Raw genomic sequence first — 14,809 nt, forward strand, 5'->3', positions numbered from 1 at the left:
AATTTGGAGGCGACAATGAGTGAAGGCAGGCAAGAGACAAGTGTTATTCAGGTTGTGTTCGATTCTGGCATGGGGGTATTCAGTCAGGGCATGCAAGACATGTTGGCGAATGCGTTAAAGAATGCAGATACTCAAGCGAAGCTCGCAGCAAAAATTCCGGGTGCCAAGATATGGCTGGTCGGGAATCTCGGGAATACACTCCAAATTGGCATTGGTTTCGGCAAAGGCGACGCCAACATAGTCGGTGAAGCACTATTCAAGATTATTGGTGGTTCGATAGGCGGGGCAGTGGGAGCCACCTTTTTGGGCGCCTTAGGAGCGGCGACCCCCATGCCTGGTGGGATTTGGATTGGCCGAGTCATTGGGGCCGTCGGGGGAGTCAAGCTCGGAGAAATAGCTGCGGGCGACTTCCTCTGGAAAGAAATCAGCGAATCCTCCGGCAAGAACGCCATCCTGGATCTCGGCTTCGCCCGAGTGGAATTCAGCCTGAAGGGTGCGCCCCGCATCCTGGCTCCCGGAGCGCACACCGCAATCTCGGAGACCGCAACCGTCTTCAAGCCAGTGGCAAGCCCGCATGACGAGACGTCAATCGACGTGGCTCGTCAAACGGCCGACGGCGACACCGAGATCCTTGGCGGCGGATGGCGCTTTACCCGAGATGCGAACGCCGCCCATTCGGACCGCAACTACACCGTCAAGAAAGGCGAAAGCCTTTGGCAACTTGCCACGCGAGACGGCGTTACCGTGGACGACTACCTGCGTGCCAACCCGCAGATCAAGCATCCCGATCTGATCCAGGAAGGTCAAGTCATCAACCGGCCGAACCTGCCCGCCGTCACCAACGACTTCGACCTGAGTATTAAACCGGAACATCAGCTAGCCGAAGCCGGCGCTGGCGACTTCGAAAAGCAAACCCAACGGGTTGAGGACGGCTTCGTCACTGGCGGCGGCGGGTGGGATATCCGCTCGGCAGCAGACAAGCTGAACGGCGACCAGATGGTCGGTCGTTTCGTGGACAACACGGCCTCCGTTGCTTCCACGCGTATTCTTGCCGACGGTTGGCGGCCGGGTAACGGAAATCTTTCCGAGCCTGTCATCGATCGCATTCCACTGAAGGAAGGCAATAGCATCCTGAACGGTGTCAATGGGGCCATCGTCAACAGTCTCGGCGCATGGGCGCAGAAGGCTGCCCCAACCGATCCGCTCGTGCTCGATTTGAACGGCGATGGCGTGATGTTGACGGACTACGTGAGCGCGCCGGTCTGGTTCGATGCCGATAACGACGGTGGGAGCCTGGAGCAAACAGGATGGGTTTCGCCTGAGGACGGCATCGTTGTCCTCGATCGCAACGGCAACGGAAAGATCGACAATATGTCCGAAGTCCTCTCGGAATATTTCGCTGGGACGTCTGGTATCGACGGCGCGGGGGGAGAAAAGCGCCACAAGGACGGCTTCGCGGCGCTAAAGAGTCTCGACAGTAATCGCGACAATGTCTTCGATATCCGCGATGACGCTTGGCAACAGGTCAAGGTCTGGGTCGACGCCAACCACGACGGCAAGAGCTGGATGGATGCGAACGGCGATGGCCGCCTCGATCCTGGCGAGCGCAGTGAACTGGAAGGCCTTGATGCGTTGGGCATTACGCGTATCGATCTCGACCCCGTTAGACAAAGCGGCGAAGTCCGTGATGGCAACGAGATTCTGGCCAGAGGGACATTCGTTCAACACGGACAAACGAAAGAGGCCGTGGCCGCCAACCTGTTGGTGAATCCGAATGGCAATACCTTCACGCCGAGTGGCAGCGGCACGATAGTTCGCACGGAACAAGGCGATTCACGCCTGGCGCCGGGAAGCGCATACGTTGCGGGCAGCGCGGGAGAAATCATCGACGTGGCGAAGAAAGGTGTGCGCAATGGCGTCGGCGGTCAAGGCAACGACATTCTGAAGGGCGACGCAGGCAACAATTGGCTGGCCGGCGGTGCGGGGGCGGATCGTCTTGAGGGTGGCAACGGCGACGATGTCCTGTTGATCGACGCGGACGATGTCTTGGTCAACGGCGGTGCCGGCACGGACATCGTGCATGTCGTCGGCGATCGCGGCGTCACATTGAATCTCGCGCAGAGTGAAGTCGAGATCGTCCAGGGCGGACGCGGCAACGACGTACTCGTCGGCGGTGGCCGAAGCAGCGTATTCATCGCGGGGGGTGACGGCGACGACATAATCGTCGGTGGCGCGGGCAACGACGCACTGTCGGGCGAGGATGGCGACGACGTCATAGATGGAGGTGCTGGCAACGATGTGATTCGTGGGCATCGTGGGCGCGACCGCCTGTTTGGCGGCGAAGGGGACGACTATCTGGACGGCGGTACTGACGATGACGTGCTGATCGGCGGAGCGGGCAACGATGTCCTGCGAGGCGGGGGTGGTGACGACACCATCGACGGCGCAGACGGTATCGACATCATCGAGTTGTCCGGCCGGCTTTCCGAATACCGCATCGTGCCGGGCGAAGACGGCGTCTGGATCAGCGATACCGTTGCGGGTCGCGATGGCACGGACTTCGTTAAGAATGTTGAGAAGGCGAATTTCGCGGATGTCACGTTGGTCGACATTCCGAGCAGCAGCGGCGCAGGGTTGGAAAACCCGATGCCGGTCAAGGATGTTCTTACGCGTGACAAGAACGGTAAGCGTCTTGAGCGCAGCGGCGTGCACCTGATCGCGAAAGAGCAACTATTGGCCAACGATATCGATTTCCAGGGCGATGCGTTGCATATTTCGGCGGTGATGGAAGCCGTTGGCGGCACGGTCACGTTGACGGACGCCGGAGACGTGCTATTCACCCCGGACGCCAGTTTTACCGGGTTCATGAGCTTCAAATACACGGTAGCCGATGCCAAAGGCAATCCCGCGGCCCTCGTAACGCAAGTCAGCACCGGCGAGCAGGCGTCGGCGAGGGCGGCGGTGTTCCTGAAGACTGGCGATTTGCCGTTGGACGATCTGGTGACCGATCAATGGTACCTGGGCGACACGAACGTCCTACCGGCCTGGCGCGACTATAGCGGCAAGGGGGTGCGCATCGGGCAATTCGAGACCCATGGATCGTTCGGCAACAGCAACGAAGTGCTCGACTATCGGCATCGCGATCTGAAAGACAACATCGATCCCGAATGGTTGGCCGATGCCACGCCGGGGCGCAGGGCAGGTGAGGGGAGCGACGGCAAAATCTCCGACCATGCGACGCTGGTAGCCGGTGTCATGGTGGCCTCCCGAAATGGCGCCGGCGGAGTCGGCGTCGCGCACGGTGCAACCCTTGGCGGGCATTGGCTCGATGGCAAGGATATGTCGTCTCTCGCACGCATGCAGGAGTATGACGTTGTGAACCATAGCTGGGGATCGCGCGAACGATTTACGCTGCGGTACTCGGAGGCGAAAATCGGCGATCTGCCGCGCGAATACGTGGACGCCCTCGAACGCGGGCGCGATGGCCTCGGTACGGTGATCGTGATGGCGGCAGGCAATGACCGTGCCGTAGGCGGCAATGCTAACTACAGTAGCCTGACAAACTCCCGTTCGAGCATTATTGTTGGCGCGATCAACGCAAAGACGGATCTGGGGCAGTTTCAGGTCCACCAACAGCCGTTCTCATCACGAGGGGCCAGCATCCTTGTGAGCGCGCCGGGCTCGAACGTGACCTCGACATCGAGCCTGCAGCAAAACGCCAATGGCTCCACGTTCGGTGCCGATGCGAAAACGGTGCAGGGCACCAGTTTTGCGACGCCGATCGTGTCGGGCATCGTCGCGTTGATGCTGGAGGCGAATCCGCGCTTGGGCTATCGAGACGTCCAGGAGATCCTGGCGCTGTCCGCGCGCAAGGTCGACGATTCGGAGACGGATTGGCAGATCAACGGTGCCACGCGTTGGAACGGCGGCGGCATGCATGTCAGCCACGACTACGGTTATGGACAAGTCGACGCGCGGGCGGCGGTTCGACTCGCTGAAACCTGGGTTGATCGGCAAGCGGCAGACAACCTTTACGGGGCGGTGAAAAGCCCGGAATCCGGTGTGCTGGATCGCGCTATCCCAGACGGAAATGCTGCCGGCCTCAAGCACACATTGGGTATCGCGGGCACTGGCGTTACCACGGAGCACGTGGAGGTTCGCATCCGGCTCACGCATGCTCGCCCCGGCGATCTGATCATCAAATTGATATCGCCGTCCGGCACGGAGTCCATCCTGATGGATCGTCCTGGACGGATACCCGGCGATGCCGCCTCCCGAGGAGATGCGCGCTTTGACGGTTCGAACACACTCGACTTTGTCTTCGGATCGGCCCGGCATCGCGGTGAGCGTGCCGATGGCAATTGGACCCTGCAAGTCATTGACACGGTGTCGGGCGACACAGGCATCCTGCATGACTGGAGTCTGAATGCCATGGGCCGGGGCTGGACCGCCAACGACCAATACGTGTATACGGACGAGTTTGCCAAACTCGCGGTCCACGGACGTGACGTTCTGGACGACACCAATGGCGGGAGTAACACGATCAACGTTGCCGCCGTTTCCAGCGGCAGTCGGGTGGATCTCGCGGCAGGAAACGCGACCATTGCCGGCGCTGCGCTCACCATCCGGAATTCGACCAACTTTACGAACCTCGTCGGCGGCGAGTTCGATGACGCGCTGACCGGCAACGACGGCACCAACATCCTCGTAGGCGGTCGAGGTAACGATACCCTTCGCGGTAATGGCGGTATGGATGTCTTGTTCGGCGGACTCGGTAACGACACCTTGACCGGCGGAACCGATGCGGACTTTTTCGTCATTGAAAGCGACCCTGGATCAACAGATACGATTGCCGACTTTGCCATTGGGGAGGATTGCATCGTGTTGTCCGGACTGGGTGCGAATCCGTTGGCGCGCCTGAAATTATCGCAAGCGGGGAGCGATACCCGCATCGAACTGCCAGAGGGCCAGATCATGATTCTGAAGAACGTGAATGCAGGGAAATTGACGTCTCGTAATTTTCTGACGATCGAAGCAGGATTGCGACCATCGGAGGTGACCCACGGTAAACCTTTTGGGTTTGGCAGCGATGCGTCGGACCGCGAGCAGGTGCTGCCCGATGGCGGCGCGAACTACTGGGCGGGCGACGGGGATGACCGTGTCTTTGGCGGTACTGGCAACGACATCGTATATGGTGGCGCGGGAAACGATGTGCTGGTCGGTGAGACGTCGACCGACGCATTGTTGGGCGGCAACGATGTTCTTCACGGGGGCAAGGGCGACGACGTTGTCCGCGGTGGTCCCGGTAACGACAGTCTTTGGGGCGATGAGGGCCTGGATTATCTAAACGGCGATGCCGGCGATGACACCCTTTACCTTGAAGGCGACCAAGGCTTGAACGAGTTTGCGAATGGCGACCTGTTTGCCCAAAATCTCAACTTGCAAGGCGGCACGTTGACGGGGGCCGCCGTGGCGGGCGGTGCCGGCAATGATCGGTTCGTGGTGGTCGAGGATCGCAGTCCGTCGGCGTCGAATGGTCTGATGAAGAATCTTATCGAGGATTTTGAAGTCAACAATCCTGGTGAAAAGATCGATCTGTCTCAAATCAGGGCGGTGTCATCTTTTAGTGATCTGACGTTCAGCAACATCATGATCGCCGGCCAACAGTTCCTACGTGTCTTTTTGGGGCGTATGGCGTCCGGGACGCAATACGTCACGCTTCGGGGTGTTCGTCAGGAGCAACTGTCGGCGCGAAACTTCATCTTCGGTCAACCCCGCACGCAAGCCATCAACGTCCGCGTCTCGGGTGCCGGCGGTAACGATCTACTGGTTGGTGATGCCGGAGGGAACACGCTGGATGGTGGTGCCGGTGCCGACGTCATGGAAGGCCGTACCGGAGACGATACGTACGTCGTCGATAACCCGGGGGACGTCGTCAAAGAGCTTGCAGGAGGTGGCTACGATACGGTCAAGTCGAGCATCAGTTATACGTTGCCGGATGAAGTCGAGGCACTGGCGTTGATCGGACCGGAGGCGATCAACGGCACGGGTAACGCCAAGGCAAACCGGATGGTTGGCAACGATGCAGACAACCGATTGGACGGCGGCGCTGGCGCCGACCTTTTGCTGGGCGGCAAGGGTAACGATACCTATATCGTTGATCACACGTCGGATCGTGTTGTGGAGTACGAGGGCCAGGGCATGGATACCGTTCTGTCATCGGTGTCCTTCACGCTGGGGGATCACTTGGAAAACCTGACACTGACGTGCGATGCGGACATCAACGGAACAGGCAATGCCCTGAGTAATCGTTTGATCGGTAACGCTGCTGACAACCGTTTGCTTGGCGGCGCGGGCAACGATTGGTTGGACGGTGGTGCCGGCAACGACTACCTGATGGGCGGCGCGGGCTCGGATACCTATCTGTTCGGCAGGGGCTCCGGGCACGATACGATCTTCAACCACGACGAAGGACAGGGCGCGCTCGACGTATTGCAGCTTGGTGCTGACGTTGGGGCGGACCAGATCTGGTTTCGCCGTCAGGGCGACGATCTGGAAGTCAGCATTGTGGGTTCCCGAGACGTTGCGACGGTTCGAAAGTGGTACGCGGGCCAGGAATTCCGGCTTGATCAGGTCAAACTGTCGGATGGTCGAACGCTGACGGATATCCAGGTCGATCAACTGGTGGATGCCATGGCCACCTTTGCGCCACCCGCTGCCGGACAGTCCTCGCTGCCCAATGACTACCGGACGGCACTTACGCCGGTGCTCGCCGCCAACTGGCAGTGATTTCTGTGAATTAACGAATGCCAGGGCCGTCCGACGGGGCGTCTCCCAACATCGAGGCGGGCGCTCCATGACGTGTCGACACGCCGCGACGGCCCTGGATCCTTCCGCCGGAACCCCCTGTCGTCGGGCGATTCCGGCTCCCCAAATGGCTAAGCGATGTTCAATTTATACAAACCTCCGCTCGGGAAGAGCGCGCGCCGCCGTGTGTTCCGCTGGCTGGGCATTTGTCTTTGCATCCTCTTGCCTGAGTCTTCGTCTGCCACCGACTTGCTGAGTCTTTATCACGAGGCATTGCGCTTCGACGCGCGAATCTCTGGCGCGCGAGCCGCGCATTTTGCCGGCCAGGAGGCGTTGCCTCGGGCGCGAGCGCCATTGCTTCCGTCGGTGGAGGTGCGAGGTCATCTGACACGTGAGGACGGGGGCACGTCCCGGGGCAGCACTCCCGGACAAACTGCCACCGGGTACACCATTTCCCTGAAGCAACCGGTATTTCATTGGGATGCCTGGCAAGGTTTTCAACAAGGCATGCTCACAGCGGCGAAAGCGGATATCACGCTAGCCAAGGCGAATCAGGAGTTGATGCTTCGCGTTGCCGAGGCTTATTTCGAATTTCTGGAAGCGCAACATATCGCGTCGCTCGCGCATGCGCATCGCGTTGCGGTTGCCGAGCAATTGGCACAAGCGACGGCGAGCGTTCCGTTAGGAAATGCCACCATCGTTGACGTTCATGAGGCCGCCGCCAGTCATGATCAGGCGATTGCCGACGAGATTGATGCCCAAGGCATCGTCGATGTCAGGAGGAGCGCACTGGCAACCATCGTGGGGCGCAGGGTCGAAGCGGGCGAATTGCCTCGATTCAAGCAGCCGCTACCAGCGCCGGTGCCGAGGGACGTCGATCCCTGGATTGATCAGGCTGAACGTCAGGCGTATCCGGTGCAGTTGAGCACAATGGCGCTTGAAATGGCTCGAAGGGAAACGGCTAAGGCGTACGCCGGACATCTGCCTCGTGTTGACCTTGTGGCGAGCCGTGAGCGCCGGTACAGCGATGGCGGCCTGCCTTACTGGAACGGACGGCGGGACGCGAGCCAGGTGGGGATTCAGGTTCAGATTCCAATTTTCGCCGGGTTTGCCGTTCAGAGCCGAGTTCGCGAGACGCTGGCTTTGGTTGAGCAGGCGTCGGATGAACTCATGGACGTGCGGCGTGCCGCAGGTCTGGAAGCACGAAAGGCCTTTTTAGGCGTCACCACTGGGTTGATGCGCATCGCCGCACTTCAGGTTGCGGAAACGTCTGCACTGACGGCGTTCGAATCAAACCGGTTTGGATACGAACATCATGTGCGCCCGAACGTGGATGTGCTTAACGCACAATACAAGCTATATCGCGTGCGTCGCGAGCTTGCGCAAGCCCGATATCGCACGCTGATGGAAAGCCTGAAGCTCAAGGCGAGTACCGCGTCCCTTGCCGAGTCGGACATCGCAGCGACGAGCCACCTGCTGTCAAGTGCGTGACTAAAGGTGCCCGGAGCCTTGGATCCAACAGGAGGTTTCTCACAAAAAAATTGCCCCGCGAACGACATTGTCGTACGCGGGGCAATTCGACGTGTAACGCCATCTGGCTCGCTATCTGGCGCGCTTACGCAGCGGCGAGCAACTGACGCAGCACGAACGGCAGGATACCGCCGTGCTTGTAGTAATCCACTTCGATCGGCGTGTCGATGCGCAGCAGGACTTGCACCTTTTGCGTGTCGCCGTTCTTGCGGTGGATCACCAGCGTGACATCCTGTTGCGGCTTGATATCGGCCGTCAGCCCTTCGATGTCGTACGTTTCTTCGCCCGTGATGCCCAGCGACTGTGCGCTGTCCGAGCCCTTGAACTGCAGGGGCAGCACGCCCATGCCGACCAGGTTCGAGCGGTGGATGCGCTCGAACGAGCGCGCGATGACCGCCTTCACGCCCAGCAGTTGCGTGCCCTTGGCCGCCCAGTCGCGCGACGAACCCGTGCCGTACTCTTCACCGCCGAACACCACCGTCGGGGTGTTCTCGCCGACATACTTCATCGCGGCGTCGTAGATCGACAGCTGTTCGCCGCTCGGCTGGTGAATCGTCAGGCCGCCTTCCACGCGCGAACCATCTTCCTTCGCCGGGATCATCAGGTTCTTGATTCGGACGTTGGCGAACGTGCCGCGCATCATCACTTCATGGTTGCCACGACGCGAGCCGTAGCTGTTGAAGTCGGCCTTGAGCACGCCGTTCTCGAGCAGCCACTTGCCGGCCGGCGAGGTTTCCTTGATGGAACCGGCCGGGCTGATGTGGTCGGTCGTGACCGAGTCGCCAAACACGCCCAGGGCGCGTGCGCCATGAATCGGCTTGATGTCGGCGTTCGGCTCCATCGTGAAGCCTTCGAAGAACGGCGGCTCGGCAATGTACGTCGAACCCGGCCAATCGTAGACCTGGCCCTTCGACCCCTTGATCTTGGCCCACAGCGGGCTCGGATCCTTCACCGTGTCGTAGTTCGTCTTGAACGTCTTCGCGTTCATCGCAAACTTCATCAGCTTGTGAATTTCGTCGCTGGTCGGCCAAATGTCGCCCAGGAAGATCTCCTTGCCGCCGCGACCCTTGCCGACCGGTTCCGTCATCAGGTCGCGCGTCACGTTGCCGGCGATGGCGTAGGCCACGACCAGCGGGGGCGAGGCCAGGAAGTTGGCGCGGATGTTCGGGTGAATGCGCGCTTCGAAGTTGCGGTTGCCCGAGAGCACTGCAGCAGCGACCATGTCGTTCTTCACGATCGTGTCGTTCAGTTCGGCCGTCAGATCGCCAGCGTTGCCGATACAGGTCGTGCAGCCGTAGGCCGTCACGCCGAAGCCCAGCTTCTCGAGGTACGGCAGCAGGCCGGCCGCTTCGAGGTACTCGGTCACCACACGGCTTCCCGGGGCGAGCGACGTCTTGATGTGCGGTGCAACCTTCAGGCCGGCTTCCACGGCTTTCTTGGCCAGCAGGCCGGCGGCGAGCAGCACGCTCGGGTTCGACGTGTTCGTGCACGACGTGATCGCTGCGATCAGCACGTCGCCGTTGTTCACGTCGATGCCGCTGGCGGTCTGGTAGGTCGTGTCGAGCTGCGCTTCGGTCTTGTTGAAACCGTTCTCGGCGACCGGCTTCGTGAACAGGTCCTTGAACGTCGACTTCACATTGCCGATTTCGATACGGTCCTGCGGACGCTTCGGGCCGGCCAGCGACGGGGCCACCGTGCCGAGATCCAGCGAAAGCGTCTTCGTGTAGTCGATGTCGTTCTTCTTCGGAATGCCGAACAGCTTCTGGGCCTTGAAGTACGATTCGAAGGCGTCGATTTCCGACTTCGTGCGGCCCGTGCCCTTGAAGTAGTCGATCGTCTTTTCGTCGACCGGGAAGAAGCCCATCGTGGCGCCGTATTCCGGGGCCATGTTCGCGATCGTGGCGCGATCCGGCAGCGCCAGGCTGGCGGTGCCTTCACCGAAGAATTCAACGAACTTGCCCACGACCTTCTCGCGGCGCAGCATTTCCGTGATCGTCAGCACCAGGTCGGTGGCGGTCACGCCCTCGCGCAGGCGGCCGGTCAGTTCCACGCCAACGACGTCAGGCGTGAGGAAGTACACCGGTTGACCCAGCATGCCGGCTTCGGCTTCGATGCCGCCCACGCCCCAGCCCACCACGCCGATACCGTTGATCATCGTCGTGTGGCTGTCGGTGCCCACCAGGGTATCCGGATAGAACACGTGGTCCTTCTTGTGCACGCCGCGTGCAAGGTACTCCAGGTTCACCTGGTGCACGATGCCGTAGCCCGGCTGCACGACGCCGAACGTGTCGAACGCCTGCATCCCCCACTTCATGAACTGATAGCGCTCGTTGTTGCGCTGGAATTCCAGCTTCATGTTCAGATCGAGCGCCTTCTTCTCGCGGAAGTGATCGATCGTGACCGAGTGGTCAACCACCAGATCCACCGGCACGAGCGGCTCGATGCGCTTCGGGTTCTTGCCCTGGCGCTCGGCGACGTTGCGCATGGCGGCCAGGTCGGCCAGCAGCGGCACGCCCGTGAAATCCTGCAGCACGACGCGTGCCACGACGAACGGGATTTCGTCGACGCGCTCGGCATTCGGCTTCCAGTTGGCCAGTTGCTTGACGTGCTCCTCGGTGACCTTCTTGCCGTCGCAGTTGCGCAGCACCGACTCGAGCACGAGACGGATCGACACCGGCAGGCGTTCGACGTTCACACCCAGGGCTTTACCCAGTTGGGGCAGCGAGTAGAACTTGCCTTTCTTGTCGCCGCTGAGCTTGAACTCTTTAAGCGTTTTGTGGAGGTTGTGGGCCATGATCTTTCCTTGAGTGATACAGAAAAACGAAGCGGTGGTAATGCCATTCAATGAAACCAGGCATCGCAACGGGACCTGCGTGGGCGCCCCGTGGCGATGCCGGTACGTCTAGCGACCGGCGTTGCCGGCACGCCGGGGACTGCATGTCTTGCCGAGGCGGCAACAGGAAAGCGGCCGGCGCCTCATGCGATCGAGATCCGGGTCAACCGAGCTCGGCTCAGTTGGTCACCTTGATCAGTTCGACCGATTGCGTCGGGGCGAGCTTGTCATGTTCGGCCATCTCGCGCGTCAAGCATTCGTCGGCCAGTCGGCTGCCGCCATCGCGGTGCGTGAACAGCATGGCCTTGGCCGGAATCACCACGAGATCCAAACCGCTGGCGGGGTCGTAGAAGCGGTCGGCACCCGTCGTCGTCTGCTCGCGCGGCAGCTTGTAGTTGCGGCCTTCCCAGAACATGGTCAGCACCTGGTCGCGCTTCATGTTGCCCTTGATGTAGAGCTTCTCGTTTTCCTTGCAGCTCCACAGTTCCGAGCCTTCGTCCGGCTGGGCCGGCGCCGCGGCAACGGTCGCCTTCTTCTTGGCCGGCGCCTTCCTGAGCTTCTTCTTCGGTGCGGTCTTCTTGGCCGTCGTCTTGCTGGCCGGTTCAGCGGCCAACGCGGCCGGCACGACGGCAGCAGAGCACAGGGCAACCAGCACGGTCAGACAAAGCTTCTTCATGGTGAATCTCCAAACAATAGGTAAGGGCCGACAAAAGCGCAGATTATCGTACGAAGTCTGCGTTGGTCGGCGTCACCATACAAATTTTTTCAATTCCGCTGGGCCGAGTGCCGCGGGCGCCAGCGGTACGGACCGGCGTCGCTGGGTGGCGTGTTGCAGTGCGGGATGTCGTGGTGCGGGATATGGCCGCGCGGGATGCCGTGGTGCGTCGTGCAAGAGGGCGCGGGGCGGGGCTGCGCTCGCGCGTGAAACGGGGGGCTGGCGGGGCCATGACGGCCATCGGGCGGAAAGCTTGGCGAAGCCAACGCAGGGCATCGTGCGCCGCGGTCGCTGCGGACGTTGCGCGATCGCCGGTCATCCGGTGTGGCGCGCGGGGTGCGGCAGTCAGGCGTTGCATTGGCTTGGCCAAGAAATCGCTCGGTGTTGCGTGACGTCGTGCCGGGGGCATGGGGCAAGGGAGGGCGCAATGCACGGCACCGTCCTTTGCACAACCGACCGTCACTGGGGCTGCGAACGTTGAAGCCATTCCCTTGATCGTGGGAGTTGCGCCGGCACTGGGGGTAAGTCGCCGGCGCAGTGTCGGCCTCCGACGGCGCTTGTGGCGCCGTCGGAGGCCGGGTCCCTGGGGGATTAGCCCAGCAGATGTGCCACGCCAGCGCGCTCTTCTTCGAGTTCGTTGAGCGTGAAGTTCATCTTTTCGCGCGAGTAGGCGTCGATCTCGAGGCCTTCCACGCGCTGGTACTTGCCGTTTTCGCAGATCACCGGCACGCCGTAGATCACGTCTTGCGGAATGCCGTACGAGCCGTCCGACGGAATGCCCATCGTGACCCACTTGCCGTTCGAGCCGAGCACCCAGTCATGGATGTGATCGATGGCGGCATTGGCTGCCGAGGCGGCCGACGACAGGCCACGGGCTTCGATGATGGCGGCGCCGCGCTTGCCGACGGTCGGCAGGAACACGTCGTTGTTCCACACGTCGTCGTTGATCATCGCCTTCACGCTCTGGCCATCGACCGTGGCGAAGCGGTAGTCGGCGTACATGGTCGGTGAGTGGTTGCCCCACACGGCCAGCTTTTCGATGCTGGCGACCGGCTTGCCGGTCTTGGCGGCGAGTTGCGACAGGGCGCGGTTGTGGTCCAGGCGCAGCATCGCGGTGAAGTTTTCCTTCGGCAGGTTCGGTGCCGACTTCATGGCGATGTAAGCGTTGGTGTTGGCCGGGTTGCCAACGACCAGCACCTTGACGTCACGCTTGGCGACTTCGTCCAGGGCCTTGCCCTGCACCGTGAAGATCGCGCCGTTGGCTTCGAGCAGATCCTTGCGCTCCATGCCCTTCGAGCGCGGACGGGCGCCAACCAGCAGGGCGACATCGGCATCCTTGAAGGCGACCTTGGGGTCGTCGGTCACGACAACGCCGGCGAGCAGCGGGAACGCGCAGTCTTCCAGCTCCATCACAACGCCCTTGACGGCGGCTTGCGCTTGCGGGAGGTCGAGCAGTTGCAGGATGACGGGCTGATCCTTGCCGAGCATGTCGCCATTGGCGATGCGGAACAGCAGGGAGTAGCCGATTTGGCCAGCGGCGCCGGTGACGGCGACACGCATTGCGGGTTTTGCCATGAGAATCTCTCCAGACGTGTACAAATTCCTGCGAAGCTCGGGGTAAGCTCGCCGTCCGGGTGGCTCATTTGCCAGGCTGACAGCGCCGCGTCACACAAAGCTCCTAAAATTCCTTGACCTACGGAAGCTTGCGGGCTGCGGGGTGGACTGCCGTGAATGAGTGCGAAGCGCCGGACTCTCTTATAAGATAGCCGTGCCGCGGCTGCAGGCCCCTGTTAGCCCGCGCCAGTGTAGGATTGGCCACACCGAATGTCAACTGTATCTTATGTCTTATATAAGACATAGGATTATTGCTGTTATTCGATGGACGAAGGCCTTGATTTGTGGTCAAATCGCCGCCATGAATGCGAATGTTCGCGACACATCCCACCCTACGCCGCCTGTCGATGCTCCGCAGCGACCGGACAGCGCGCGCGACGCCGCACCGGCCCCCCAGGCCACACAGGGCGCGGCTGCCGCAGGGGCGTCGCCGACCTTCAGCCCGCTCTACCAGCAGATCAAGGGGCTCATTACTCAGGGTCTGCAAGCCGGTGAGTGGAAGCCCGGCGAAATCATTCCGAGTGAAGTCGATCTGGCGGCCCGCTACAAGGTCAGTCAGGGCACGGTGCGCAAGGCCATCGACGAGTTGGCCGCCGAGAACCTGCTCGTGCGCCGTCAGGGACGTGGCACGTTTGTCGCGACCCATCACGAGGACCGGGTGCAGTTCCGGTTCCTGCGTCTCGCGCCCGATTCGGGCGAACCCCATCACCCCCCAAGCCGCCTGATCGAGTGCCGCCGCATGCGCGCACCGGCGGAAATCGCGCGCCAGCTCGAACTGCGCGCGGGCGATGGCGTCATTCTGATCCGCCGCATGATGGATTTCTCGGACCGTCCGACGGTGCTCGATGAAATCTGGTTGCCGGGTGCGCTGTTCCGCGGGTTGACGGCGGAAAAGCTCAATGAGTACAAGGGGCCGATGTACGGCCTGTTCGAGGATGAATTCGGCACACGCATGATCCGCGCCGTGGAAAAAGTTCGCGCGGTGGCCGCGGACGACATGACCGCCGATCTGCTCAAGGTGCCGAAGGGGTTTCCGTTGTTGAGTGTCGAGCGGGTTTCCTACACTTACGGCGACAAGCCGGTGGAAGTGCGCCGCGGCTGGTACGTGACGACGGAACATCATTACCAGAACGAATTAAGTTGAGAGGGTGGGCGACTTCCCAGGGGCGAGCCGGCGTCGTGGCCGGCGAGCGCCTGAAAGTCCAGGCATGAAGGGCGGCGCAGGGTCCGCTGCCCGCAGGAATTTCCGGAGCATTGGAACCGGTATGGTGCAACGCACTAGAATCGGCGCTAAAATCTGGGGCTGATGT

Annotated in this window: 6 protein-coding genes; 3 read left to right on the forward strand and 3 right to left on the reverse strand. The window is 61.3% G+C overall.

The genetic code is table 11. From position 1 onward, the window contains the following. Positions 1-15: 15 nt before the first annotated feature. Together PEP31012_RS12315 and PEP31012_RS12320 are read left to right on the forward strand one after the other, a co-directional pair. Complete coding sequence (locus PEP31012_RS12315) at positions 16-6,789, forward strand: S8 family serine peptidase (RefSeq protein ID WP_150589610.1); 6,774 nt, start codon at positions 16-18, stop codon at positions 6,787-6,789. 156 nt (positions 6,790-6,945) lie between these two features. Further along, positions 6,946-8,298: a TolC family outer membrane protein gene (locus tag PEP31012_RS12320; RefSeq protein ID WP_150589611.1), complete on the forward strand. Its 1,353-nt coding sequence runs from the start codon at positions 6,946-6,948 to the stop codon at positions 8,296-8,298. Between the two features lie 124 nt (positions 8,299-8,422). Here PEP31012_RS12320 and acnA read toward each other — a convergent pair whose 3' ends face one another. The 3 genes from acnA to PEP31012_RS12335 all read right to left on the reverse strand — a co-directional run bounded on the left by acnA (position 8,423) and on the right by PEP31012_RS12335 (position 13,460). Beyond that, entirely contained in the window at positions 8,423-11,131 is a 2,709-nt protein-coding gene (gene acnA, locus PEP31012_RS12325) for an aconitate hydratase AcnA (RefSeq protein WP_150589612.1), read from the reverse strand. Positions 11,132-11,348: 217 nt separating this feature from the next. Then, complete coding sequence (locus PEP31012_RS12330) at positions 11,349-11,846, reverse strand: hypothetical protein (protein WP_150589613.1); 498 nt, start codon at positions 11,844-11,846, stop codon at positions 11,349-11,351. 630 nt (positions 11,847-12,476) lie between these two features. Then, positions 12,477-13,460 carry a malate dehydrogenase gene (locus PEP31012_RS12335; RefSeq protein ID WP_150589614.1) on the reverse strand — a complete coding sequence of 328 codons (984 nt, stop codon included), beginning with the start codon at positions 13,458-13,460 and terminating at the stop codon, positions 12,477-12,479. A 340-nt stretch (positions 13,461-13,800) separates the two neighbouring features. Here PEP31012_RS12335 and PEP31012_RS12340 point away from each other — a divergent pair, with 340 nt between their 5' ends. Beyond that, entirely contained in the window at positions 13,801-14,643 is an 843-nt protein-coding gene (locus PEP31012_RS12340; protein WP_150589615.1) for a GntR family transcriptional regulator, read from the forward strand. The last annotated feature ends 166 nt before the right edge of the window (positions 14,644-14,809 follow it).

It is taken from the genome of Pandoraea eparura (assembly GCF_902459725.1).
GTDB classification, from domain to species: Bacteria; Pseudomonadota; Gammaproteobacteria; order Burkholderiales; family Burkholderiaceae; genus Pandoraea; species Pandoraea eparura.

What these genes read in the sequence shown, in the direction of transcription:
- PEP31012_RS12340 (WP_150589615.1), top strand. Translation starts at nt 13,801, where the DNA reads ATGAATGCGAATGTTCGCGACACATCCCACCCTACGCCGCCTGTCGAT.
- PEP31012_RS12335 (WP_150589614.1), bottom strand. Translation starts at nt 13,460, where the DNA reads ATGGCAAAACCCGCAATGCGTGTCGCCGTCACCGGCGCCGCTGGCCAA.
- PEP31012_RS12320 (WP_150589611.1), top strand. Translation starts at nt 6,946, where the DNA reads ATGTTCAATTTATACAAACCTCCGCTCGGGAAGAGCGCGCGCCGCCGT.
- acnA (WP_150589612.1), bottom strand. Translation starts at nt 11,131, where the DNA reads ATGGCCCACAACCTCCACAAAACGCTTAAAGAGTTCAAGCTCAGCGGC.
- PEP31012_RS12315 (WP_150589610.1), top strand. Translation starts at nt 16, where the DNA reads ATGAGTGAAGGCAGGCAAGAGACAAGTGTTATTCAGGTTGTGTTCGAT.
- PEP31012_RS12330 (WP_150589613.1), bottom strand. Translation starts at nt 11,846, where the DNA reads ATGAAGAAGCTTTGTCTGACCGTGCTGGTTGCCCTGTGCTCTGCTGCC.